This window comes from Bacillus sp. FSL M7-0003 (assembly GCF_038628485.1).
Classification (GTDB): domain Bacteria; phylum Bacillota; class Bacilli; order Bacillales; family Bacillaceae; genus Bacillus; species Bacillus safensis.
The window spans coordinates 855,933-881,256 of sequence record NZ_CP152024.1; the positions used below are offsets into that span (position 1 = coordinate 855,933).

At 41.7% G+C, this 25,324-nt stretch carries 24 protein-coding genes, 1 pseudogene and 2 CRISPR repeat arrays; of the genes and pseudogenes, 20 read left to right on the forward strand and 5 right to left on the reverse strand.

What is annotated here, in order from left to right; all coding sequences use genetic code 11:
- The first annotated feature begins 13 nt into the window (after positions 1-13).
- The 6 genes from cmr1 to cmr6 are packed head-to-tail and all read left to right on the forward strand — an operon-like array spanning position 14 to position 6,336.
- Positions 14-1,279, forward strand: coding sequence for a type III-B CRISPR module RAMP protein Cmr1 (gene cmr1, locus MHI23_RS04225; RefSeq protein WP_342492320.1), 1,266 nt, complete (start codon positions 14-16; stop codon positions 1,277-1,279).
- The gene (gene cas10, locus MHI23_RS04230; RefSeq protein WP_342492321.1) at positions 1,249-3,090 is read left to right on the forward strand and encodes a type III-B CRISPR-associated protein Cas10/Cmr2; all 1,842 of its coding nucleotides are present in this window, start codon (positions 1,249-1,251) and stop codon (positions 3,088-3,090) included. The genes cmr1 and cas10 overlap by 31 nt, the downstream gene beginning before the upstream one ends.
- Positions 3,083-4,315 carry a type III-B CRISPR module-associated protein Cmr3 gene (gene cmr3, locus MHI23_RS04235; protein WP_342492322.1) on the forward strand — a complete coding sequence of 411 codons (1,233 nt, stop codon included), beginning with the start codon at positions 3,083-3,085 and terminating at the stop codon, positions 4,313-4,315. The genes cas10 and cmr3 overlap by 8 nt, the downstream gene beginning before the upstream one ends.
- Before the next feature lie 13 nt (positions 4,316-4,328).
- Positions 4,329-5,198 carry a type III-B CRISPR module RAMP protein Cmr4 gene (gene cmr4 / locus MHI23_RS04240; protein ID WP_268421847.1) on the forward strand — a complete coding sequence of 290 codons (870 nt, stop codon included), beginning with the start codon at positions 4,329-4,331 and terminating at the stop codon, positions 5,196-5,198.
- Positions 5,195-5,563, forward strand: coding sequence for a type III-B CRISPR module-associated protein Cmr5 (cmr5, locus tag MHI23_RS04245; RefSeq protein WP_342492323.1), 369 nt, complete (start codon positions 5,195-5,197; stop codon positions 5,561-5,563). The genes cmr4 and cmr5 overlap by 4 nt, the downstream gene beginning before the upstream one ends.
- Positions 5,560-6,336: a type III-B CRISPR module RAMP protein Cmr6 gene (cmr6, locus tag MHI23_RS04250; protein ID WP_342492324.1), complete on the forward strand. Its 777-nt coding sequence runs from the start codon at positions 5,560-5,562 to the stop codon at positions 6,334-6,336. Before cmr5 ends, cmr6 begins: the two co-directional genes overlap by 4 nt.
- A 175-nt stretch (positions 6,337-6,511) precedes the next feature.
- Positions 6,512-7,004: a CRISPR direct-repeat array (repeat unit 20 nt; unit sequence ATGAGTGCGTGGATTGAAAT).
- A 292-nt stretch (positions 7,005-7,296) separates the two neighbouring features.
- Positions 7,297-7,595: a CRISPR direct-repeat array (repeat unit 32 nt; unit sequence GTCGCACTCTACATGGGTGCGTGGATTGAAAT).
- Positions 7,596-7,682: 87 nt separating this feature from the next.
- On the opposite strand, the gene MHI23_RS04255 is transcribed toward cmr6, so the two are convergent.
- On the reverse strand, positions 7,683-8,663 hold the full coding sequence (locus MHI23_RS04255; protein WP_342492325.1) for a metal-dependent hydrolase: 981 nt from the start codon (positions 8,661-8,663) through the stop codon (positions 7,683-7,685).
- 191 nt (positions 8,664-8,854) lie between these two features.
- On the opposite strand from MHI23_RS04255, the gene mutY reads away from it, so the two are divergent.
- A complete protein-coding gene (mutY, locus tag MHI23_RS04260) occupies positions 8,855-9,955 on the forward strand; it encodes an A/G-specific adenine glycosylase (RefSeq protein WP_342492326.1) in 1,101 nt (366 codons plus the stop codon).
- Here the strand turns inward: mutY and MHI23_RS04265 are convergent.
- Positions 9,942-10,166: a hypothetical protein gene (locus tag MHI23_RS04265; protein WP_003217808.1), complete on the reverse strand. Its 225-nt coding sequence runs from the start codon at positions 10,164-10,166 to the stop codon at positions 9,942-9,944. The genes mutY and MHI23_RS04265 overlap by 14 nt on opposite strands.
- Positions 10,167-10,247: 81 nt before the next feature.
- Between MHI23_RS04265 and fabL the strand changes: the two genes are divergently transcribed.
- The 10 genes and pseudogenes from fabL (at position 10,248) to MHI23_RS04315 (ending at position 19,793) form a co-directional block, all read left to right on the forward strand.
- Positions 10,248-11,000 carry an enoyl-[acyl-carrier-protein] reductase FabL gene (gene fabL / locus MHI23_RS04270; protein WP_024425211.1) on the forward strand — a complete coding sequence of 251 codons (753 nt, stop codon included), beginning with the start codon at positions 10,248-10,250 and terminating at the stop codon, positions 10,998-11,000.
- Between the two features lie 75 nt (positions 11,001-11,075).
- A pseudogene (locus tag MHI23_RS04275) lies at positions 11,076-11,225 on the forward strand (gamma-type small acid-soluble spore protein); the annotation flags it as partial.
- Between the two features lie 174 nt (positions 11,226-11,399).
- Positions 11,400-11,660, forward strand: coding sequence for a YgaB family protein (locus MHI23_RS04280; RefSeq protein ID WP_234107686.1), 261 nt, complete (start codon positions 11,400-11,402; stop codon positions 11,658-11,660).
- 147 nt (positions 11,661-11,807) lie between these two features.
- A complete protein-coding gene (locus MHI23_RS04285) occupies positions 11,808-12,338 on the forward strand; it encodes a DUF402 domain-containing protein (RefSeq protein WP_024425209.1) in 531 nt (176 codons plus the stop codon).
- Positions 12,339-12,433: 95 nt separating this feature from the next.
- On the forward strand, positions 12,434-14,176 hold the full coding sequence (locus MHI23_RS04290; RefSeq protein ID WP_025093468.1) for an ABC transporter ATP-binding protein: 1,743 nt from the start codon (positions 12,434-12,436) through the stop codon (positions 14,174-14,176).
- A 111-nt stretch (positions 14,177-14,287) separates the two neighbouring features.
- On the forward strand, positions 14,288-15,310 hold the full coding sequence (locus MHI23_RS04295) for an ABC transporter ATP-binding protein (RefSeq protein ID WP_135033160.1): 1,023 nt from the start codon (positions 14,288-14,290) through the stop codon (positions 15,308-15,310).
- Positions 15,279-16,256 (forward strand): ABC transporter ATP-binding protein, encoded by a 978-nt coding sequence (locus MHI23_RS04300; RefSeq protein WP_125587599.1) that lies wholly within the window; start codon positions 15,279-15,281, stop codon positions 16,254-16,256. Before MHI23_RS04295 ends, MHI23_RS04300 begins: the two co-directional genes overlap by 32 nt.
- Positions 16,231-17,817, forward strand: coding sequence for an ABC transporter substrate-binding protein (locus tag MHI23_RS04305; RefSeq protein ID WP_070326745.1), 1,587 nt, complete (start codon positions 16,231-16,233; stop codon positions 17,815-17,817). The genes MHI23_RS04300 and MHI23_RS04305 overlap by 26 nt, the downstream gene beginning before the upstream one ends.
- 60 nt (positions 17,818-17,877) lie before the next feature.
- Complete coding sequence (locus MHI23_RS04310; RefSeq protein ID WP_024425205.1) at positions 17,878-18,879, forward strand: ABC transporter permease; 1,002 nt, start codon at positions 17,878-17,880, stop codon at positions 18,877-18,879.
- Positions 18,880-18,896: 17 nt separating this feature from the next.
- Positions 18,897-19,793 carry an ABC transporter permease gene (locus MHI23_RS04315; RefSeq protein ID WP_125587596.1) on the forward strand — a complete coding sequence of 299 codons (897 nt, stop codon included), beginning with the start codon at positions 18,897-18,899 and terminating at the stop codon, positions 19,791-19,793.
- 228 nt (positions 19,794-20,021) lie between these two features.
- Here the strand turns inward: MHI23_RS04315 and MHI23_RS04320 are convergent, their stop codons facing one another.
- Together MHI23_RS04320 and MHI23_RS04325 are read right to left on the reverse strand one after the other, a co-directional pair.
- Positions 20,022-21,095: an aromatic acid exporter family protein gene (locus tag MHI23_RS04320; protein ID WP_024425203.1), complete on the reverse strand. Its 1,074-nt coding sequence runs from the start codon at positions 21,093-21,095 to the stop codon at positions 20,022-20,024.
- 247 nt (positions 21,096-21,342) lie between these two features.
- A complete protein-coding gene (locus MHI23_RS04325) occupies positions 21,343-22,638 on the reverse strand; it encodes a glutamate-1-semialdehyde 2,1-aminomutase (protein WP_342492327.1) in 1,296 nt (431 codons plus the stop codon).
- A 129-nt stretch (positions 22,639-22,767) separates the two neighbouring features.
- On the opposite strand from MHI23_RS04325, the gene bcp reads away from it, so the two are divergent.
- Both bcp and perR read left to right on the forward strand, forming a co-directional pair.
- Positions 22,768-23,235 (forward strand): thioredoxin-dependent thiol peroxidase, encoded by a 468-nt coding sequence (gene bcp, locus MHI23_RS04330; RefSeq protein WP_342492328.1) that lies wholly within the window; start codon positions 22,768-22,770, stop codon positions 23,233-23,235.
- 157 nt (positions 23,236-23,392) lie between these two features.
- Complete coding sequence (perR, locus tag MHI23_RS04335; protein ID WP_012009347.1) at positions 23,393-23,830, forward strand: peroxide-responsive transcriptional repressor PerR; 438 nt, start codon at positions 23,393-23,395, stop codon at positions 23,828-23,830.
- 36 nt (positions 23,831-23,866) lie between these two features.
- On the opposite strand, the gene MHI23_RS04340 is transcribed toward perR, so the two are convergent.
- On the reverse strand, positions 23,867-24,214 hold the full coding sequence (locus tag MHI23_RS04340) for a YgzB family protein (RefSeq protein ID WP_024425201.1): 348 nt from the start codon (positions 24,212-24,214) through the stop codon (positions 23,867-23,869).
- 189 nt (positions 24,215-24,403) lie between these two features.
- Here MHI23_RS04340 and MHI23_RS04345 point away from each other — a divergent pair, with 189 nt between their 5' ends.
- Positions 24,404-25,282, forward strand: a complete 879-nt coding sequence (locus MHI23_RS04345; protein WP_024425790.1) for a nucleotidyltransferase-like protein — start codon at positions 24,404-24,406, stop codon at positions 25,280-25,282.
- Positions 25,283-25,324: the final 42 nt, after the last annotated feature.

Sequence of the window (25,324 nt, forward strand, 5' to 3'; positions counted from 1 at the left end):
GAATTGGCATGATGTGAAACATGCGATTGACACGAAAATTCATGAAGACCAAAAACTTTTTAAAGAGCCGCTCACTATTCATTTGGTTACACCAATGTTTGGGGGAGGGCCCCAATCAAACTCAATTGATCAAGAGAGACCGATTCGAGAAAGTGCGATTCGTGGACATCTTCGTTTCTGGTGGCGTGCAACTCGAGGAGCTGCCTGCAAAAATGCGAATGAATTATCTAAAAGAGAAGCAGAGATATTTGGTCATACAGAACAAGCGAGCCAGATTCAAGTGGTAACCCATTATGAAAAAGACGAAGTGAAAAGAAATTCAAAAGTATTTTTTAAAAAGAAAAATCATCCTTTTCCACGGTATGTTCTTTCAAATATGAAAGATGAAACACCATACCTTATGAAGGCGCAATTTTCTTTAAATATCCGGTTATCTAAAAAAACAACCGATTTTGAGTTAATCAAAAAAGAAGTTGAAGCAGCATTATGGGCTTGGATCAACTTCGGTGGACTTGGTTCAAGAACGAGACGTGGGTGTGGCAGTTTATATTGCAAGCAATTTTCACCATACAACAAGAGGACAAAAAGCCAATTGGAAAAATGGTTTGAGCAAAAGCTTTTAGAATATGACATTCAATTGCCAGCATCAAGTCGAGAATGGCCAACGCTTAGTCGAGAATTCAAAGTACAGGCATTTCCATCATCTATGATCTCAAGCTGGCAGTCTGTCATTCAGACATATGAAACATTTCGAAGAAGATCTAACCCGGACAAAAAAAGAGGAAGAAGTTGCTGGCCGGAAGCAGATACTATTCGTCTGTTAACAGGTAAAGCTAAATCAGGTCATCACATCCCTTATCCAAAAGAGAAACCATTTAAATATCAAGCATTTCCTAGAGCTCAATTTGGTTTGCCTATTCAGTTCCGATTTGCTCCTAAAGATAGTGGGAAAGATCCAGATCCTGTAACGCTCCTACCTAAAGGAAAGGATCGTTTGGCTTCACCACTCATCTTAAAACCGTTAGCTATTAATCAAAAGGAATCGGTAGGCATGGTGATAGTGTTGCAGCAACCAAAGATCGAAGCTTTATCGCTTTTAGGGTACGGAAAGCCTTTGCCCAATGTAACAGATGAACAAAGTATCTATCCAACAGCCACCTACTCAAAAAACCCATTACAAGACGAGAGTGGCCGGACGCACTCATCGGCGATTCAAGCCTTTTTACATAGCAAGGAGGTGCAAACATTTTGTCAGAAGAATCACAAAAACAAACATTGATGCTATTTTCGATAGGGCCTGTTCAAGAATTTATTGCGCAAGCAAGGCGGACGCGTGATTTATGGTTTGGCTCTTTTCTTCTATCTGAATTAAGTAAAGCAGGTGCGAAGAAATTTCAACAACTGGGTGGAACGCTTATTTTCCCTGTGTTCAACGAATCCTCTGCAGAACCAAACGACGCAGAAACAAACAACTCAGAAACAAACAACTCACCAAATAAAATATTGGGAGAAATCTCATATGAACAGCCTTCATCCGTTGCAAGACAAGTGAAAAAAGCAATATATGACAAATGGAAGGAATACACAGATTTTGTAAGAGAGATTGTGGATCCTTATATTCAAATAGGCACATGGAATCGACAAGTAGATGATTTATTGGAATTTTATGCTGTGTGGACTGAGGTGCAAAATCAAGACAGAGCGGCAAATGCGTCCGCAAGTCCATATCATTTGGCTCTTCAAGAAGTCGAAGGTTTAATGGCGGCACGGAAGACGTTAAGAGATTTTAAACAAAATGAACCAGGGGCGTTATTCGGTGAACCAAAATCATCACTTGACGGTGGACGAGAGTCTGTTTTCCAAAAGCAAAAAAAAACACAGCAAGTGGCGCAACTAGCAAAATGGGGAATTGGTGAACATGAATCATTAGATGCGATTTCAGTGATCAAACGATTGTCCTTACATAAGCATCCGAGTATGACATTTCCATCTGTATGTGATAAAGCTTTTGCTCCCTATCAAAATATGTTGGACCAAAATGAACAGATGAAGCAAACAGCCATACAATATGTGAAAGATGTAGAAACATATCTTGAGAATATGAATCTAAAAGTAGCTCCTATTGATTGGAGTGAGGCATCGCTTTTTTATGAAAGAAGAATAGAAGATTATCTTGAACAACGTGGACTTGTCGGGAACACACGAACAGAAGCGAAAAATGATATCACACAGCTGCTCGAAAAATATTTCAAAGGTGAATACAGCAAGCATCACGGCCAGCCGATCAAACCACCAGCACCTTCACCTTACTATGCCTTTCTCATGGCGGATGGAGATAAGATGGGCAGCCAACTGCGAAATATACAGCATGTAGAAAGCCATATTGCATTATCTAAAACGCTCTCAACTTTTGCTTCAAAGGCTCGTGGGATTATTTCCAAATGTAAAGGTACATTGATCTATGGCGGTGGAGATGATGTCATGGCTTATGTACCGGTGCACCAATGCTTAGAAGCAGCTGGGAAATTACAAAGAGAATTTGTTTCAACGATGAAGGCTCATCAACATAGTGAAATACCTCCTTCGATTTCAATTGGAATTGCCATCGTTCATATGCTTGAGCCTCTTGAAGAAGTAAGAAGCATGGCACGTCAGGCTGAACAATATGCAAAACAAGAGCGAAATTCATTAGCGATTCATTTCCAAAAGCGAGGCGGAGGAGACACAATGAATATCTCAGTCTCATTTCAAATAGATCCAGTGGCCTCTATCCAAGAGATGACGACGTGGTTAAAACAGTCTTATTTCACGAATGGCTTTGCATATGGCTTACGAGAGTTGTATCAAACATACGAACAGTCTTCTTTTAGAAAACAGCCGGAAATCTTAGATGAACTCATTCCACTAGAGATAAGACGTCTTGCATTCAAAAAGAAAACGGAAGCAAAAACAGAGCAAGAAACGAAAGAGTGGATCGATCAATTGATTGCGAAGTATATACCGAAGAAGAATACATTAGAAGAATTACATACAATCGCTGAATGTATGATCATTGCTCTTCAACTAGAGGAGGTAAGTGGACATGCCTGAAAGATGGTTTCACATTCAACCGCTTGATCCGCTGCTTATTCGTGATGCACGCCCATTTCAACGTGTACCGGGTATACGGGCGCGTTCATTAAACGATGTTCCGCCGAGTGTGGTCGCAGGAACACTTCGTACAGCTCTAGCAAAGAAACGACAATCAATCAAACATACCACGCCACTTTCTTATTATGCGAAATCTCTTGTGCGAGGTCCTTTATATCGCTGGCATGATCATTTATATGTGCCAATGCCTAATGACCTTGAGTTATTCGATGATGAGTATGGGATGAATCAAGTGAGACCAAAGCCAATGATGTCGGAAGGACAGGGCTTTTTTGGTACAGGAAAAACAGGCCGTTTTAGTGAGGCATTATGGCCGCCAATTGGAGCTGGTGCTCGTAAAAAAATGAAATCGCCGCCTGCTTTTGTATCACTAAAGTGGATGGTGAACTGGCTGACAGATGCAGTGGATGAGAGTCAGGTGAAGGAAGCCTTGACTGAATATCAACACATGCAGAAGGAAAATCATTCTTTCAAAAAGGAAACACCACCGGCATTTATTCCAGCATTACAGCGTCAGGAACGAACACAAATTGAGGTGGAAACTGGCAGTAAAAGAGCAAAAGATCAGCATCTATTTTCAACAGAATCGCTCTTATTCCTAGATGACTTTAAACTGGAGGCGGGAATAGAGTTATCTACTGAAGAGTCAGAAGGATTAAAGCCTTTCTCAGGCATTCACCCGATAGGTGGTGAACGTCGGCTGGCTCATATAGAAGACAGGCCACATGTATACCAACAAGATTGGATATGTCCGGATGCTATTAAAGAATCGCTCAAAAACAAGCCGTATGTTCGCATGATATTGGCGACACCCGCTTATTTCAGTAAAGGATGGCAGCCCGGCTGGCTGGATGAACAGCTTATGTCAAAACCACTATTTGATACAAATGTACGACTGAAATTGGTTTGGGCCTCTGTTCCACATTGGCAGCCTATCTCTGGATGGAGCTTAGCAAATAAAGACAAAGGGCGTGAAAAAGCAATACGCCGCTTAGTCCCCGCAGGTAGCGTTTACTTTTTTACAGTAGAAGAAGGAGATCCAGCAGAACTGGCCGAAAAAATGTGGCTTCAATCAGTATCCGATCGTAACCGGCGCAAAGAAGCGTTTGATCGTGAAGATGGCTGCGGGTTAGCACTTTGGGGAACATGGAAACCGAATGAATAAGAGGAGTGAGACGATGGAAGCAAGCCGTTGGTTTTGGATACATTGTTTATCCCCCCTTCATATTGGAGCGGGTGAAGGAGTTGGCGTGATTGATATGCCTATTCAACGAGAAAAAGTCACAGAATGGCCGATTATACCTGGAAGCAGTATCAAAGGTGTGCAGCGTGAGCATTATCGCGCGAAAAGACAAGACACATTCGTACAAAAAGTATTTGGTACACAAGGAGATCAAGATGGAAGCGCTGGGGCAATCGTGATGACAGATGGCAGGTTATTTTCATTCCCGGTGGCGAGTAGATACGGTACATTTGCATATGTGGCAAGCCCACTCATATTGAAAAGATTAGCTCGCGATGCAAAAGCATTAGGCGTATCACTGGATATCCCTGATCTCATAGAAGAATCAAGCACACTAGTCACCATGAATTCTACATTAGTAGAGAATGACGAATTATATCTAGGTGAATTCCAAGGGGCAGCCAAAAAATCTCAACAACTCACCGATTTTGCTGAACAGATGGCCAAACTTTTATTCGACGATAAACAATCACAAACTCTTTGGATAGAACGATTTGTGATTGTAAGTGATGACGTTTTTCAATACATTGTCACCATGAATTCTGAAGTGACACCTCGTATTAGAATTGATCATGAAACCCAAACAGTTAGTAAAGGAGCTCTCTGGTATGAAGAGTATGTACCAGCAGAAGCCATATTTTATGGGCTAATATGGTGTGATCGTGTCGATGGAAGCAATGATTTATCTGTTAGACACCAACTGTTAAATCAACTAGAAAAACAGATGTATCTTCAATTAGGTGGAAACACAAACGTAGGTAAAGGAAGAGTATCCTGGCGTATGACAGGAGGAGAGAAATCATGAAACTCATTCAACATCATTATGCTGAGAAAGCGTATCAACATGTGATGAATGCCAAATCGAATGAGGAGAATTTCTCAAATCAATATGGACAACTCTGTCACAGATTCGCCTCAATGATCTTAACAAATGGATTAAGGCTCACCATTACATTTTTTGAGGCAAAATCAAAAAAAGGAAATGCTTATCAACAATTCGTTCAAGATATAAAAGAAACGCTAGATTTACAAGAAAGTTGGTCAGCTTCCAATCGAGATTACTTAATCAAATCAAGACAAGCATTAAGTGCATCTATTTGGTTCAAAAGATATGCGGAATCTATTTTAAAGGTGGAACAAGGGGCAGAAAGTGTGGAGGACATCCAATGAATCTGTCATTAACCTTAAACAAAAGCAAATGGGAGATTGGTGGTTCTACATTATCGAACATCATAAAGGACAGTGCGAAGAAGCAGTCATTTTATGAAAATGTGATTAGTTTACATCGAAAGCAATGGGGAAAAAATCGCTTATTGTATGAAAAATTTGTGGAGCGATATTATACCGATACGAACCCCGCATGCTTAGTCAAATCCATATCGCCGTTAGTCATTGGACATGGAGGCGAGGGTGTACTTGAAACGGGATTGTTATTACACCCGATATACGGCATTCCTTATTTACCAGGAACAGCTTTAAAAGGCGTAGCCTCTCATTATGCCCATTCTGTATTAGGTGAAAACTTTCCAGAACTAAAACAAGGTGGTAGTGATTACAACACATTGTTTGGAACAAACGAACGTGCCGGCATGATCGAATTTCATGATGCGCTCATGATGCCTGAGACAGTAAAGGAAGCATTCAAAGTAGATGTGATGACACCACATCATTCAGACTATAACAGCGTCAAGCTAGATAAGATGAACAAAGGGGGAAGTGTTCCAGCCCCTCGAGATGATGACTCACCAACACCGATTCATTTCTTAACGGTGGTCAACGGCCGCTTTCAACTTCTATTGAAAACAAAAAAGAATCTACCAGAAGAATCGGAATGGCTCGAACTCGCCAAAACCATCTTACTAGGCGCTTTAGAATACGAAGGAATCGGTGCTAAAACAAATGCAGGTTATGGAAGACTTAAAATGGACGACGACATTTCATAAGACTAAGTGCGAATGTGAGGTGAACATAAAATCCCTGGAACATTCGCACCGTTTCATTCGACAAAAATGAGAAAAAATGTATATTTTTTAGGAGTGAAAACAAAATTCTATATAGAAACTTAAGGATTTTGACGATCATTCCCTAAAAAATGTTATAATTAGGGCGGAAATCGCAGTCGCACTCTATATGAGTGCGTGGATTGAAATATTAACCACGCCATATTTCCGAATATATTTTTCCGTCGCACTCTATATGAGTGCGTGGATTGAAATTTGCCGGAGCAGCCCCACATAATTTTGCTTGTCTATGTCGCACTCTACATGAGTGCGTGGATTGAAATATTAAATATCAGTTATAATCTTTACAATCCATCGTCGCACTCTACATGAGTGCGTGGATTGAAATCCGTCAGTGATGACAACTTTTACTGTGCCTTCACGTCGCACTCTACATGAGTGCGTGGATTGAAATTATGATCACCAGTTAAACTATTAGAAGCTCCTGGTCGCACTCTACATGAGTGCGTGGATTGAAATCTTCACCTTTCCATAACCCTTTATTCGTGTGTAAGTCGCACTCTATATGAGTGCGTGGATTGAAATTTCTAGGAAATCATAGCCACTAGGTATTAAAGGGTCGCACTCTACATGAGTGGACGGATTAATAATTGCGAAAACATAACTCTGCCTCCTGCCTCAGTAGTCATGAATCTAATTGAATTCAATTGTTGCTGAAATATAAAGAAGTATGATTAACAAGTTTCAATAGATTTCATACTAAGAAAAAGTCGGTGCGAATGTGAGGTGAACATAAAATCCCTGGAACATTCGCACCTATTCATTCGACAAAAATGAGAAAAAATGTATATTTTTTAAGGGTGAAAACAAAATTCTATATAGAAACTTGTGGGTTTTGACGATCATTCCCTAAAAAATGTTATAATTAGGGCGGAAATCGCAGTCGCACTCTACATGGGTGCGTGGATTGAAATTTAATGATTTTGGCTTGTTTTGTTGGATCTCAAATGTCGCACTCTACATGGGTGCGTGGATTGAAATACTGCACGCACAAGCTATAATGGCACAGCGAGCGGTCGCACTCTACATGGGTGCGTGGATTGAAATGATTTCAAGGGCCTTGCGTTTATATTTTAAAGACAGTCGCACTCTACATGGGTGCGTGGATTGAAATACAAATTTTTTCTAATTTATCAATTGGAGAGATACGTCGCACTCTACATGAGTGCATAGATCACAGTTTCTGCGTTTTATACAAATTCAAGTACTATCCAGTTCAAAATCTACACATATAATAATTCAAGCCCTACACAACAAAAAAGACTCGCTCACACAGAGCCGAGTCTTAATTTTTTTTGTAGTTTTTCTTCACTGAAAATCCAGCCGGTATAGGAATTTTTGATTTGGTGGTCCATGTCGATATGGCAGATCGCGACAAAAGGATAATGACCTTTGCTACGGTAGCGCAAATCAATGAACCGCACCTCATAATGATCCTTGTATTTATCCACTTCCCACCGGTAGACAGGGGAGAAGGAGAGAAAGGCTGAAATGTTTTCATCTTGCTTAGCAATTTTCATAATTTCAGTATCCGGGACCGGCACCCGGTTAAAGGTGTCTAAAATGACGACCTCTCCATTCATGCTGCGCCCAACATGGAAAGAGGATTTACATTTCACAGCAATGCGCCATTGTCTGAACTTCATTGTAGGCGAAATAATAATCTCTTCAATTTCATCGAATCGTGCATGCAGCTGACGTTTAATTTGAAGCTGCATGATGACCCTGACGATATAGTAACAGAAAATCACGGCGTACAGCGTTATGAACGTAAAGCCGGGATGACCGCCAATCGCCCAAACGACAATGGCGACAAGGTGTGTAAAAAAGATAAACGGATCAAACGTATTAATGATCCCAAGCGCTACCCATTTCTTCGAAAATGGACGAATGGCCTGCGTACCGTATGCATTGAAAATATCGACAAACACATGAAGCACAACGGCTAATAGTGTCCATAACCAAAGGTGAAGTAAATCCGCCCCCGGCACAAATGGGAAAATCACAGCCGGAATCAGCAATGACCAGAACAGTACAGCCGGAATGGAATGTGTAAATCCTCGGTGATTTCTTATATAAACCGCATTATTTTTTAGTTTTAGCACAGTATCAATGTCTGGTGCTTGGGAGCCGGCGATTGTCGCGATCATCACGGCGTGTGCCATGTGTGGATCTGCGCTGACGGCTGGATCTAAAAGTGCAAGTCCCCCAAGAGAAATGCCCATTACTACATGAGTACCAGTGTCCAATTGATTACCTCCTAGTTGTCATGCTTAGGAACAATCATACAAAGTATACGTCTTCAATCAAGACTATGTGCAAAATCACTTTTGCTTTATCCCGATTTAATGTAACATGTTAACGTATCTACAAACAGTATACAACAAATAAGGTTCTATTCAGAACGTTAGCCCTCGGTCCAATGAGAAGGAGTATAGATATGAAAGACATTCAAGAAAAGCTGGACCGCAAAGATATTGCGGGCTTTCAGCATGATTTAATTGATTGGTATGAAAAAGAACAACGAACATTGCCATGGCGTGAAAATCAAGATCCATACCGCGTCTGGGTATCAGAAGTGATGCTTCAGCAAACGAGAGTAGATACGGTCATTCCGTACTTCAACCGGTTTATGGAGCAATTCCCGACGGTGAAGGATCTCGCTTTAGCTGATGAAGAAAAGGTCATGAAAGCATGGGAAGGTCTTGGCTACTACTCAAGAGTGCGTAATTTACAGGCAGCTGTGAAAGAAGTATATGAATCCTACGGGGGTGTTGTCCCTGATACGAAAGAGCAATTTTCAAAGCTCAAAGGTGTAGGCCCGTATACGAGCGGCGCAGTGCTGAGTATCGCCTATAACAAGCCATATCCTGCGGTAGACGGCAACGTTATGAGGGTCATTTCTCGTATTTTGTCCATATGGGATGATATTGCAAAACCAAAAACGAGAAACATTTTCGAATTTGCGGTCGATCAGCTCATTTCCCGGGAAAAGCCGTCAGAATTTAATCAAGGGCTGATGGAGCTAGGTGCGCTCATTTGCACCCCAACATCCCCAGCCTGCCTCATTTGCCCTTTGAACATGCATTGCTCGGCATTCGAGGAAGGCGTTCAGCATGAGCTCCCAGTGAAAAGCAAAAAGAAAAAGCCGACTGCAAAATCAATGGCAGCAGCGGTGTTATTTGATGACGCAGGCAACCTATATATTCATAAGCGGCCAAGTACAGGCCTCCTTGCGAATTTATGGGAATTCCCTAACATGGAAACAACAAAGGGAAGAAAAACGGAAAAAGAGCAGCTGATTGATTTCTTAAAAGAGGAGGCGGGTGTACAAGCGGAGCTTGGTGATCTAGAAGGCACCATCCAGCATGTATTTACCCACCTCATCTGGAATATTTCTGTTTTCTTTGGACGAGTTACCTCTGTATCTGATGACACGAAGCTGAAAAAAGTCACAACAGAAAAATTTGAGGCATATGCTTTGCCAGTCTCACACCAAAAAATTTGGAAGCTGGCACTTGAGCAGCCTAGTCATATTTAACCGTTGTCCCGTGGGTATAATCAGCTTCATTTCGGTGCAGACCCCCGCGGTCTTCGATTTCAGAAATGATTTCTCGATACTTAGATTGCCCTTCTTCATTCAAATAAGGTAAAATTTGTTGGAAAGCATGATGAAAGTAAGCAAGCTCAGTATCTTTCCATTGATCCTTGGACATCATGCCAAGCTGGCTTAAATCGCGTCCGACATACATGAATGTAACCTCCTAATAGGAACTTTCCTATTAGTGTGAAGCGAATGAACGAAAACTATTCAAATCAGGAGATGAACCATAATGAGTCAACGTAAATGTGCATTAATTACAGGAAGCAGCAGAGGAGTAGGGAAAGAAGTAGCCCTTCGCCTCGCTGAAAAAGGATATGACATTGTCATTAACTATGCGAGAAGCAAAAAAGCCGCACTTGAAACAGCGGAAGAAATTGAAGCGATGGGTGTCAAAACATTGGTTGTTAAAGCCAATGTAGGCCAGCCTGAGAAAATCAAAGACATGTTTCAGCAAATTGACGAAACCTTTGGCCGTTTAGATGTATTTGTAAACAATGCGGCATCAGGTGTTCAGCGTCCCATTATGGACCTTGAAGAAAATCATTGGGACTGGACGATGAATATCAATGCGAAAGCCTTGTTATTCTGCGGACAAGAAGCGGCAAAACTAATGGAGAAAAACGGCGGCGGACATATCGTCAGCATTAGCTCTCTTGGCTCTATTCGCTACCTTGAAAATTACACAGTAGTCGGCGTATCAAAAGCAGCACTAGAAGCTTTAACACGTTACCTTTCTGTTGAGCTTTCACAAAAAAATATCGTCGTCAACGCTGTATCAGGCGGCGCGATCGATACCGATGCACTCAAGCACTTCCCGAACCGTGAAGAGCTTTTAGAAGATGCGAAGAAAAATACACCTGCCGGCCGAATGGTGGAAATTAAAGACATGGTCGACAGCGTGGAATTCCTTGTATCAGGCAAAGCAGACATGATTAGAGGCCAGACGATTATTGTGGATGGCGGACGTTCTTTGCTTGTTTAAAAAAATCATGAATAGGATGTACACCTTCTGCACAAATTAATGTGCGTGGAGGTGATAATGATGGATCAACAACAAAACAAAACAAACGCGCAACAAGTAAAGAAACAAAACCAAGCTTCTGCACAAGGCGGTCAATTTGGTACTGAATTTGCTAGTGAGACTGACGCACAGCAAGTAAAAAAATACAACCAAAAAGCTGAGCAAAACAAACAACAAAACAGCTAATCACTGAAACAAAGGAAAGCACTTCATATACGAATGAAGTGCTTTTCTTTTTGCCTCTCACCACCATCCGACAAAACCTGTAAAACCTCTACATAAACAGTCAAAGGATTTCTTCCTTCTTTCAAGAAATGGTATACAGACAAAAAGTGGATTCGATGAAAAGGGAGGAGTTAGATGTCTGATTTCGATCAGCTTGTAAAAGAACAAATGCAGCTCATGGATCAGCTGCTCGATGTGCAGGGAGAACTCGATCTATGCTTAGAAACAGAAAAACAATTGCTGCAGGATGAAAAAAAAGAAGAGTGGCATAAGCTTTGTGATCAGATCAAACAGAAACGTGAGGAACTGCAAAAAGTGCAAACCTTGTTTACAAAACAGACAGAAGAGGTCATCAACTCATATAAACAGATCGAAAAGAGTTCTAGCGTGATGTAAGTCAGTGTGCCGTTCAATTGGGTTGAATGGCTTTTTCATTTCATTTTTTAATGATGTAACGGTATAATATAATAGAGACATGTTTAGTTGGGAAATTAGGTCTTTGGACTGTTAGGTTTGTTTGTTATAGAAAGTAGGGGAGAAAATATGGGCTATCCCAAGGAAGGAGAAACCATCCAAATTCAAAGCTATAAACATAATGGCTTGATCCACAGGATTTGGAATGAAACCACCATTCTGAAAGCAACGGAATTGTGTATCATTGGTGCAAACGACCGTACAATGGTGACTGAATCCGACGGCCGTACTTGGATGACGAGAGAACCGGCTATTTGCTATTTCCATGCAAAACAATGGTTTAATGTAATTGGGATGCTTAGAGATGATGGGGTATATTACTACTGCAACATCAGCTCTCCTTTTGCGACAGATGATGAGGCAATTAAGTATATTGATTACGATTTAGACGTCAAAGTCTTTCCAGACATGACGTACAATATTTTGGATGAGGACGAATATGCAGATCATAAGAGGCAGATGAATTATCCAAAAGAAATCGATAGTATCTTAAGAGAGCATCTGAATACATTACTTCATTGGATTCACCAGCGGAAAGGTCCGTTTGCTCCTGAATTTGTGGATATGTGGTATGAACGTTTTTTACATTATACAAAATAAGCAAGAGCATCCAAAAACCTGTTTGGCTTTTTAGGCTAACAGGTTTTTGACTGCGTACGGATAAGAGGCACTGATAGATTGGGAAGGAGATTTACATGGGGGTCATTAAACGCTACATGGCTTTTGTAACACCGTATAAAAAACAGATTGCATTGACAATGGTCATCGGAATGATTAAGTTCTCGATTCCCTTAACCTTGCCTCTGCTTTTAAAGTACGTCATTGATGATGTCATTCAAGGCTCGGGGTCAGCTGAAGAAAAGACATCAACTCTACTGATCATAATGGGAATCATGCTCGTATTATTTTTAGTGTTGAGGCCGCCTGTTGAATACTATAGACAATACTACGCACAGTGGACAGGCAGTAAGGTATTATTTGATATTCGGGAGAAGCTGTTCTCGCATATTCAAAAGCTAAGTCTTCGTTATTATGCCAACACGAGAACAGGAGAAATTATTTCAAGAGTGATCAACGATGTGGAGCAGACAAAGGAATTTGTCATCACAGGTCTCATGAACATTTGGCTGGATATGATGACTGTACTGATCGTGATCGCTATTATGTGTACACTGGATCTGAAGCTCACCATCGTGTCTGTCATTATTTTTCCGCTATACGCGTTTGCAGTAAAGTATTTTTACGGACGGCTTCGTAAGCTGACAAAAGAGCGGTCACAGGCGCTGGCTGAAGTGCAAGGGCACCTGCATGAGCGGGTACAAGGAATGCCGGTCATTCGCAGCTTTGCGATTGAAGAATATGAACAAGAGAATTTTCATGATGAAAACAAAAATTTCTTAAACAAAGCAATCAACCATACGAATTGGAACGCCAAAACATTTGCTGTCGTCAATACCATCACTGACATTGCACCGCTATTAATCATTGCATTTGCGGGTTATACAGTAATTAACGGATCGCTGTCGATCGGAACCATGATCGCCTTTGTCGGCTATATTGACCGGATGTACAATCCGATTCGCCGTCTCATTAACTCATCCACGACGTTAACTCAGTCCGTTGCATCAATGGATCGGATCTTTGAGTTTATTGATGAGCCATATGAGGTCACAGACCGGCCGAATGCAAAAGAAGCCAATCATTTAAAAGGAGAGGTAGAGTTTAAAAATGTGTCGTTTCGGTATGAACACACGCAGGAAGAGATTCTGCACAATATCTCCTTGAAAGTAGAAAAAGGACAAACAGTTGCCCTTGTAGGAATGAGCGGTGGAGGAAAGTCGACACTCGTCAGCTTAATTCCAAGGTTTTATGATGTCACGAACGGGTCACTTGAAATTGACGGCATTGATATCAAAGAGTACAAAGCAAGAAGTCTTCGAAATCAAGTCGGGATGGTGCTGCAGGATACATTCCTATTCAGTGACACGATTAAAGAAAATATTGCGGTTGGTGACCCAGAAGCATCTTTTGAAAAAATCGTGTCGGCTGCAAAAGCGGCAAACGCCCATGATTTTATTATGTCTCTTCCTGAAGGATATGACACGAAAGTAGGAGAACGGGGCGTGAAGCTGTCAGGCGGACAAAAACAGCGGATTTCCATTGCAAGGGTATTTCTTAAAAATCCACCGCTTTTGATTTTAGACGAAGCGACGTCCGCACTTGATTTAGAAAGTGAGCATTACATTCAAGAAGCGATGCAAAAGCTGGCGAAGGATCGCACAACTTTTATTGTCGCACACCGATTATCAACCATTACACACGCTGACCAAATTGTGGTCATGGAACAAGGCGAAATAGTGGAAAAAGGAACACACGAAGAATTAATGAATCAAGACAGCCACTATCGTCATTTATTTACCATTCAAACATTAAATTAGTAGAAGCCTATCCGATTCTAGCGGATAGGCTTTTTTATGTTGTCAAAAACATGACATATTTCCCAGCTTGTCTCAATACAATTTTAAAAAGTATGACGGGGTGGTGAATATGTGAAAGAACAAGACGTGCTACTAGATGTCAAACAGCTGTCCATTGCGTTTCAGCAGAAAAAGCAAAAAGTGCCCATCGTCCATCACATATCGTTCTCGATTCAAAAAGGAGAAACGTTAGGGATTGTGGGCGAATCTGGCTGCGGGAAAAGTATCACAAGCATGTCATTAATGGGATTGAATCAGCAAACCGATACAACGGGCGAGGTTCACTTCGAAGGGCAAAATCTGCTGTCACTTTCAGAGAAAGAGTGGCGAGAGATAAGAGGAAATGACATTTCGATGATTTTCCAAGAGCCCATGACCTCTCTGAACCCATTAATGCCCATCGGCAAACAAATGACGGAAGCCCTTTTCACACATCAAGCAATCGGTCAGAAAGAAGCAAAAGCGAAGGCAGTTGATCTTCTTGAAACAGTTGGGTTGAAGCAAGCGGAATCGTTACTTAAAAAATATCCACACGAATTATCAGGCGGTATGCGCCAGCGAGTCATGATTGCGATGGCAATGCTTTGTCACCCAAAGCTCATGATCGCTGATGAACCGACAACTGCACTTGATGTAACCATCCAAGCGCAAATCCTTCGTCTGCTCAAAAAGCTGAACGAAGAAATGGACACTGCTATTTTATTTATTACCCATGATCTAGGTGTCGTGCGGCAAATATGCCAGCGAGTCATGATTATGTATGCCGGTCGAATTGTAGAAGAAGGAACCGTTGACCGTATTTTTCAAAAACCTCTGCATCCCTACACGAAAGGTCTTTTCGCCTCAGTTCCATCGTTTAAAGAGAAAAAAGAAAAACTCATCTCTATTGCAGGTCATGTGCCTAAGCCAGGAGCCATCCGGTCCGGCTGTCAATTTGCACCACGCTGCCCATATCAAATGGCGCAATGTCTTGAAAAAGATCCAGCCTTACAATCCATTGAACAGAATCACCGCGTGGCATGTTTTCTAATGGAAGGAGGAGAAGACACTGAGTCACCCACTCTTGCAAGTGAATCAGCTGACAAAACGGTATGACACAGCCGCTTTTTTTTCTAAACATAAACAATCGACTTTGGCTTTAAATCAAGTGTCCTTTCACGTGAAGGAAGGAGAAACGCTTGGCATTGTTGGTGAATCAGGCTGCGGTAAATCAACACTTGGCAAAAGCCTAATGAGATTGACTGAACCGACGTCAGGTTCTATTCAATTAAAAGGGCAGGAGATCACCCTTCTAAAAGAACGAGACATGCGTTCCTTAAGAAAAGATATTCAAATGATCTTTCAAGATCCATATGCTTCTTTAAATCCGAGAATGAAAATCAAAGATATTTTAGAGGAACCGCTGATTGTCCATCAGCATGGGACGAAAGCAGAAAGACGGAAACGGGTAAAAGAGATGCTGCACATTGTTGGATTTGATCCTTCCTACGGGGAACGTTATGCGCATCAATTCAGCGGCGGACAAAGGCAGCGTATCGGTATCGCAAGAGCACTTATTACGCACCCAAGTCTTGTCATTGCCGATGAACCAGTTTCGGCTTTAGATGTATCCGTTCAAGCGCAAATTTTGAATTTGATGCTTGAATTGCAAAAGACGCTTTCTCTGACGTATTTGTTTATTTCTCACGACCTTGGGGTTGTCAGATATATGAGTGACCGGATCGCCGTCATGTATGCTGGGCGCATTGTGGAGATGGGGCCTGCCGAAGAGGTGTTTCACAGCCCGCTTCATCCCTATACATCGCTGCTTCTGAAATCCATTCCACATATGGATCACGTACTAGAGGCGCAAGATGTGGCAGCAGAAGAAACCACAATGACGGAACGCGGCGGCTGTCCTTTCTACAAAAGGTGTCCAAAAAGATGGGAGAAATGCCTGAAAGCAGTTCCTGCTTTGTATGAGGAGGCACCGGGGCACGCGGCCGCGTGTTATTTATATCAAAAGGAGGAACACAATGAAGAAGACATGGTTATTCAGTAGTTTCATTTTTGTGCTGGCACTGGCGCTCTTTTTAGGCGGATGCTCGTCTTCGCCGACATCAGAAGAAAAGGCTACAAAAGATACCCTCGTATTTGGCAGAGGGGGGGATTCCACTTCACTAGATCCAATTACAACGACAGAAGGCGAAACCTTCAAGGTCACAGAGAATATATTTGAAAAGCTTTTGAATTACGGTGAGAAAGACACGACCATCCATCCTGGCCTCGCAACAGAATGGGATGTTGCAAAGGACGGAAAATCATACACGTTCTACTTAAGAAAAGGTGTGAAATTCCACGATGGTACAGACTTTAACGCAGAAGCAGTGAAATTCAATTTTGAGCGCTGGATGAATGGAGACGCAGAAAAGTTTCCTTACTATGGTATGTTTGGCGGCTATAAAAAAGATAAAGGGCATGTCATTAAAGACATCATCGTCAAAGGCGAGCATGAAATTGAATTTCAGCTAAAGCGCCCGCAGGCGACATTCCTCAAAAACATCGCCATGTCACCATTTGGCATCGCCAGTCCAGCCGCAGTTGAAAAAAGCGGCGATTCATTTAGAGAAAATCCAGTGGGGACAGGACCATTTAAGTTTAAAGAGTGGAAGCAAAACGACCGTATCGTGTTAGAAAAAAACGAGGATTATTGGCAGAAGGATAAACCAAAGCTGAATCAAATCATCTTCCGCTCCATTCCAGAAAACTCTGCTCGTTTAAATGCCCTTAAAACAGGCGAGATCGACTTAATGGATGGCGTGAATCCGTCAGATTTAGATGGCATTAAAACCGACAAAGCACTCCAGCTTATTGAAAGACCATCGATGAACGTAGGCTATATCGGACTGACCGTCACAAGAAAGCCGCTTGATAACAAGCTGGTTCGTCAGGCACTCAATTATGCGGTCGATAAAGAATCGATTATTGAGTCATTTTATGGCGGACTTGCTGAGCCAGCAAAAAATCCATTGCCGCCAGCTTTAGAAGGCTACAATGACGACATTGAGCCATATCCGTATGATCCAGAAAAAGCGAAAGAACTATTAAAAGAAGCAGGCTTCCCTGACGGATTTCGCATCAAGCTTTGGGCGATGCCTGTACCACGTCCATACATGCCAGATGGGATGAAGGTAGCAGAAGTCATTCAGTCAAATTTTGAAAAAGTAGGCGTCAAAGCAGAAATTGTGACATATGACTGGGCGACCTATTTAGATAAAGCAAGTAAAGGGGAAGCAGATGTGTTCTTATTAGGCTGGACAGGGGACAATGGCGATCCTGATAATTTCATTTACACACTGCTGGACAAAGACAGCATTGGCGGTAACAACTATACATTCTTCGAAAACGATAAAATGCATGACATTCTCATTGAAGCGCAAACAGACACAGATCAAAAGAAACGAAATGAGCTGTATAAAAAAGCGCAGGAAATCATTCATGACGAAGCGCCTTGGATTCCATTGGTGCATTCGATTCCAATGCTTGCCGCTTCTAATGATTTAAAAGGCTATCAGCCGCATCCAACTGGTTCAGAAGCTTTAACTGACGTGTATTTCGAATAAGCAAATAAGGGAGATCATGTATCTCCCTTATCAAACAAAGATAAAGGCGGTGAAAGCTGTTTGTTTGCTTATTGTATGAAGCGGGCAGGAATGCTCATCCCAGTACTGATCGGAATGACATTGGTCGTGTTTTCAATTATTCGTTTTATACCTGGAAATCCAGCGCAGGTCATCTTAGGACAGCGGGCAACGAAAGAGGCTGTAGAACAATTAACGATCCAGCTCGGTTTAGATCAGCCATGGTACGTTCAATACGGTCATTATATGCTTGGCCTTTTAAAAGGGGATTTAGGGACTTCCATTCGAACAGGAGCGGCTATTGCCCAGGAAATGAAGCCCTACTTATTTGCGACGTTAGAATTGACCTTTTTTGCCATGGTGCTGGCGATTGTCGTGGGAGTGAATGCTGGAATCATTAGTGCTTGGTTTAAGCATTCTTTCTTTGATTATGCCGCGATGTTTATTGCACTCATCGGAGTGTCCATGCCAATTTTCTGGTTAGGCTTAATGGGGCAGTGGCTGTTCTCGATCGAATTAGGTATTTTGCCGACAACGGGCCGAGAAGACGTAAGGAATCCAGTCGAGTCGATCACGTATATCCATACACTGGACACGCTTTTGCAGGGCCGGTTTGATCAATTCGCTGACAGCATCAAGCATTTGATCTTACCAAGTACAGCACTCGCCACAATTCCTGCTGCGATTATTGCGAGAATTACAAGGGCAAGTATGCTGGAAGTGCTTCATTCCGACTTTATTCGAACAGCAAAAGCAAAAGGAGTACGTTCATTTTTTATCATTTATCAGCATGGCCTGAAAAATGCGCTCATTCCGATCTTGACGATTATTGGTCTTCAGACGGGCCTCTTGCTTGGTGGAGCGATTTTAACAGAAACCATTTTTGCTTGGCCGGGAATCGGGCGGTATATATATGACGCCATCAGTTATCGTGATTACCCAGTCATTCAAACAGGTATTCTCGTCGTTGCGCTTATATTTGTCCTGATCAATTTCATTGTGGACATCTTGTATGCGGTCATTGATCCAAGGATTAAATATTAGAGAGGGAGAGTGACAATATGGAAGCACAAAAAGAGCTTGAACCACCTCAGCCAAAAGATGAACGCTCTCAATCATTGATTCTTGAATCGATGAAGCAGTTCTTTCAGCATAAGCTGGCGGTCATTGGCAGTGTGATTGTCTTTTTATTTCTGATCCTAGCGATCTTTGCACCGCTCATTGCTCCTTATGGAATCAATGAACAATCACTCGGTGAGCGATTTAGTGCCCCTTCAGCTGCACACTGGTTTGGTACGGATGATTTCGGCAGAGATATATTTTCAAGAGTTGTGCATGGAGCACGGATTTCCTTATGGGTCGGTTTTTTCTCGGTCCTCGGGTCTGTCATTTTAGGCACACTGCTTGGATTGATAGCAGGCTATGGCGGAAGAGTGTTAGATGCTGTGATCTCCAGATTGTTTGATATTTTACTTGCTTTTCCTAGCATTCTATTAGCGATTGCTATTGTCTCCATCCTAGGCCCCTCCTTACAAAATGCCCTTATTGCCATTGCGATTATTAATGTCCCAACCTTTGGACGGCTCGTTCGTTCAAAAGTGCTGAGTATTAAACAAGAAGAATACGTGCTGGCAGCAAAGGCGGTGGGGATGTCACACCGCCGCATCGTTCTGCGCCACATCCTGCCAAATAGTATGGTGCCGGTCATCGTACAGGCGACGCTAGCGATCGGAACGGCAATTATTGAGGCAGCCGCTTTAGGCTTTTTAGGATTGGGGGCACAGGCGCCAAGTCCAGAATGGGGGAAAATGCTCGCCGACGCAAGACCTTATCTCGTTCAAGCCCCTTGGACATTAATCTTCCCAGGAATAGCGATCATGCTGACTGTTTTAGGCTTTAACCTGATGGGGGATGGATTAAGAGACACACTAGATCCTAAAATGAAGAAAATAAAATAAGACCGATTCTCAGAATCGGTCTCAGCGCGCGGGCAAACCCTCACATTCGGTGTCAGTCCTGCGTGCCGGTGCTCACGAATACTCAATTCGCTCCGCTCCGGTACTCGTTCTTCCTAGACTGCAAAGGTTTTCAGGTCACGCTGAAAAGAAGACAAAGAGCTAAAATCAAGATCATTTTAGCTCTTTGTCAACAATTTAAGACCGATTCTAGGAATCGGTCTTTTCTATTTATGCTTCTTTTTCTTCTGTCTCGATTTCACTATCTTTTGGGTGATACGTCTGGAAGCTTGTAATCAATGTATCTAAATGCTCTAGCTCATCACGGTATTCGATGATGCTGGACATGACATTCAGCATGTTGTAATCGAGTAAGTCATTTTCTTGGTTTTGCTGATGCTGAATAAATGATTTCGTTAACGTCTCAAGACGAAGAGAGCATTCATTTTGAAATTCATCGTCCTGCGGCTTCATTTTTCCGACGAATTTCATCAAGGTGCGCTCATGCCAATACAGTAAATAATCAATTTCATCCGTTAAGCTTTCCCTGAAATGCTCTGGCATCAAATGAATTTCATTTTCTAATTTATGAAGCTTTTTCAGTAAATACAGAGCACGATTTGATGTCATAATGGCCTGTCTGAACAAAACAAGCTTTCTTGATTTGACATAGGTGGTTTTCTTTAAATAGCTTCGTTCCTCTTTGTATAACAAGTAAATATGATCTAATTTGATCATGCGTTCTTTTATTTGATCGATGTCATCCTTTAATGTGGAATGATCAGTAGACTGTCTGGAGGTCAGACGGATCCATTTTAAAATCTCCTCCGTATTTTCCATAATGTGATGAACAAGCTTTGTTTCATACTTTGGCGGCAGGAAGATTAAATTCACTAAAAATGAAGAAAGAACTCCTAACACCACAGTAGCTGTTCGAATTAAGGCAAAGGAAAGGAAATGATCCCCTGCACTTTCTAAAATCGCAATGACGGTTACAAGTGCAATTGGAATGGTGTGTTCAATTTTCAGCTTTAAATTAATGGCGATGACCATGACGGCGGTTAAACCGATAATGACTGGTCCTGTGCCAAAAAGCAGACCGAACGTAATGGCAAGCGCTGCTCCAATAATATTGGCTTGCACTTGATCAACAATGGTTAAAAAAGATCGATAAATTGATGGCTGGATAGCAAATACAGCTGCAATTCCCGCGAAGACGGGCGTTGGCAACCCAAGCCATGTTGCCAGGTAAAGCGCGAGTACAATGGCAATACCAGTTTTTAAAATACGGGCTCCAAGTTTCATTGGTTTTGTCCCTGCATTCCTTTCTTTTCGATAATAGATGATCACTCGTCATTTATCATTCATATTTTGATGAAACAACTAAGTAATATACAGCGGTCTTCCGAAATATTCAAGTGATTTTTGAAAGTTCATGAAAACATCTAAAGAAGGTATTGAGAAGAAATGTAACAGATTCGCACGCTTTTGACAAACAAGAGTTGGTAAATAAAAAAACAGGCGCATGTTTTTACGCCTGTTTTGGACTTCATTATGATTGTTTTAGCTGTGCAAATGCATGATCTACTGCTTTTAGCGTCTCAGAAATATCTTTTTCAGTATGTGCGATCGTTAAGAACCAAGCTTCATATTTAGAAGGAGCGAGGTTAATGCCTTGGGCGAGCATTAATTTGAAGAAACGGGCAAACATTTCGCCATCCGTATTTTCAGCCTGCTCGTAGTTCACAATCGTTTCTGTTGTGAAATAAATTGTGAGCGCTCCTTTTAAGCGATTCACTGTAATATCTACTTGATGCTTTTTGGCATGGGCTAAAATGCCTTCTTCTAACATAGCGCCAAGCTGATCAAGACGCTCGTAAACACCGTCTTCTTTTAACACTTCCAAGCAGGCAATACCTGAAAGAATGGATGCAGGATTTCCTGCCATTGTGCCAGCTTGATAGGCTGGTCCAAGCGGGGCCACTTGTTCCATAATTTCTTTTTTACCGCCGTAAGCTCCGATAGGAAGTCCGCCGCCAATAATTTTTCCTAATGCAGTGAGGTCAGGTTTTACTTGAAGCAAGTCCTGTGCACCGCCATACATAAAGCGGAAAGCGGTAATGACTTCATCATAAATCACCAGTGCGCCTTTTTCATGTGTGAGGTCATTGACCTGCTGCAGGAAACCGTCCTTAGGCTCTACGATGCCGAAGTTCCCGACAATTGGCTCGACAAGGACAGCTGCTACTTCATCACCCCAGCGATCTAATGCTTCTTTATATCTGTCAATATCATTAAATGGAACGGTAATGACTTCATTGGCGATACTTTTTGGTACACCCGCGGAATCAGGTGTTCCTAAAGTGGAAGGACCAGAGCCTGCTGCCACAAGCACAAGATCAGAGTGGCCGTGATAGCATCCGGCAAACTTAATGATTTTTGTTCTGCCTGTATATGCGCGTGCCACTCGAATCGTTGTCATCACCGCTTCTGTACCTGAATTGACAAAACGAACTTTGTCCAAAGCAGGCATGGCTTCCTTCAGCATTTTAGCAAAAGTGACTTCATGCTTCGTTGGTGTTCCGTAAAGGACACCTGTTTCAGCCGCTTTCGTGATGGCTTTTGTAATATGCGGGTGGGCATGTCCTGTAATAATTGGACCGTATGCTGCTAGATAGTCAATATAGCGGTTTCCGTCAACATCCCAAAAATAAGCGCCTTCTCCTCTTTCCATCGCAACGGGTGAACCGCCGCCTACTGCCTTATATGAACGAGACGGGCTGTTGACACCTCCAACAATGTGCTCCAGCGCCTCTTGATGTAATTTTTCTGATTCTGTGAATTTCATAAATAGCCTCCTATCTCAACGTATCACGTCGTCTAACATTATTTTAACATGCCGATGCAAGCGTCCTTAGTTGAATATCCTCTCAAAATTGGATAGGCTAATTAAAAAATAGGTTGGAGGGATTGTGTCATGACAATCGAAGTAGGGCAGCAAGTACCTGACATTGAATTAACCGGTGACAACGGGGAGAAAATAAAGCTTTCTGATTTTAAAGGAAAACATATTGTTCTTTATTTCTATCCAAAAGATATGACACCAGGCTGTACAACAGAAGCATGTGATTTCCGCGACCGCCATCAAAGCTTTGCAGAATTAGATGCTGTCATTATCGGTGTAAGCCCAGACAGTCAGGACAAGCACCAAAAGTTTAAAGAAAAACATGATTTGCCGTTTCTGCTTCTTGTAGACGATGAACAGAAATTGTCTGAAGCCTTTGGGGTATGGAAGCTGAGAAAGAACTTTGGCAAAGAATATATGGGAATCGAGCGTTCAACGTTTCTTATTAATAAAGAAGGCACGCTTGTGAAAGAATGGCGAAAAGTAAAGGTGAAAGACCACGTAGAGGAAGCACTTGAGGAATTGAAAGCTCACGCTTAATATCCTCACAGGATGAGATCGGCAGTCATGCCGGTCTTTTTTGTAAAGAAGAATAGGTAAAAAAGAGGATTGTAATTGACAAAGTTTCGGCTCTGGGGGTACACTATTTATAAAGATTATAATATAAGAATATTTTTGAAGAGAGGTGCATGATGAAATGGCTGCTCACGAACTAAAAGACGCTTTAGATGCTCTAAAAGAAACCGGTGTTCGAATTACTCCGCAGCGCCATGCCATCTTGGAGTTTCTCGTAAATTCTATGACTCACCCAACCGCGGACGATATATATAAAGCACTTGAAGGAAAATTTCCAAACATGAGTGTCGCAACGGTTTACAACAATTTACGAGTCTTCCGGGAATCTGGATTAGTAAAGGAATTAACGTATGGTGATTCCTCAAGCCGATTTGATTTTGCGACATCTGACCACTACCATGCGATTTGTGAAAACTGCGGAAAAATCGTAGATTTTCACTATCCTGGCCTTGATGAAGTTGAACAGCTTGCATCCCATGTGACGGGCTTTAAAGTCAGTCATCATCGCTTGGAGATCTATGGAACTTGTCAAGAATGTGCGAAAAAAGAAAATCATTAATGAAAAAAGCTGACCGTTTAAATGGTCAGCTTATTTTTATGACTTTTTTCGATTGTAGGATTCATCAAACTCTTTACCTTCTAATGCTGGATCAAGTGTAAGCGGCTCTCTGCAATGCATGCACATGTCCACACGCCCAAGCACTTTTGTTTCCTTCTCACAGCCTGGACAAACGACACGTACAGCCTTCGTAGAAAGCATACCAATCCAAAAGTAAACGGCTGTACTTAATCCAATCGATAAGACGCCAAGCAGCATAAAGAAAGTCGACAGCCAGATCGATTCCTTGAAGAACACACCGATATACATGATCAGAAAGCCAACAAAAACCAAACTAAGTGCAAATGTTCTGATTTTATTAATCTTACTGGAGTATTTCGCCATCCCTAGTCCCCCTTATCTCCAATATAGCACATTTTACCTTTCCGTTTGAATTAGTTATAGAGTTTTGTGAATAAATTGCTTATAATGATTCAATGATCTTTTTTCATGTATTGAAGGAATTTTGATTCTATGAGGAGAAATACATAGCATTAGAGAAGAACTTTACACCCGAGTATTGGAGGAATCACTATGGAAAATCTTCTCCGTCCTATTTATCAAGAGAGAGCAAGCCATCCAGACACATTAGCTGTGATTATAGTAGAAAGAAGACATAAAGTATCTTCTGAAACGGATAACTTTGATGCAGCACTTTTAGTCATCGTAAAAGAAGCGGAAGAGCCGTTATTTATCAAGCACTATGAATCCGATCACCAAACAGCTTCTTTAAACGTTGTCACAGATGATCAACTAAAGGAATGGATCACCCTCGGTACTAACCGCCGAATCATCGATTGGATTTTGAATGGAAAAGTCCTGTTTGATCGAAATGAATATATCTTCAACTTAATTGATGAACTAAGTACATTCCCGTTTTCAAACCGCAAGCTCAAAATCGGTTTAGAATATGGCAAGCTCATTCGCAGATATATAGAAGGAAAAGCATTTTTTGAGTCAAATCAATTCCTTGATGCATATAATTCCATTGTGCATGCCCTGCATCACTTAGCACGTATTGAAGTAATTGATAAAGGCTTCCACCCAGAAGTGACCGTTTGGAACCAAGTGCGTCACATGGAGCCGGAAGTATACAAACTTTATTCAGAACTGATTGAAAGCCATGAAAGTCTGCATAAACGTTTGGAACTTTTATTTTTAGCAAATGATTTTTTGATCCATTCAAAAGCAGAAATTGGTGCCGCTCATTTGCGTCATGTCATGGAACAGAAGGATATATGGCTTTTTGGTGAGCTTCTTGCACATCCTGATCTTAAGTATTTCACGCCTGACCTTAGCGTCATGATTGATTTCTTTGTGGAAAAAGGAATTGTTCAAGTGGAGCCGATTGAGACAAAGGGACAAAAAATCTATCATCGAGGATATTTTGTGAAAAAAGATATTGACGCATGAATATTATGATGGTATATTATTAAACGTCGCTAACGAGCAACT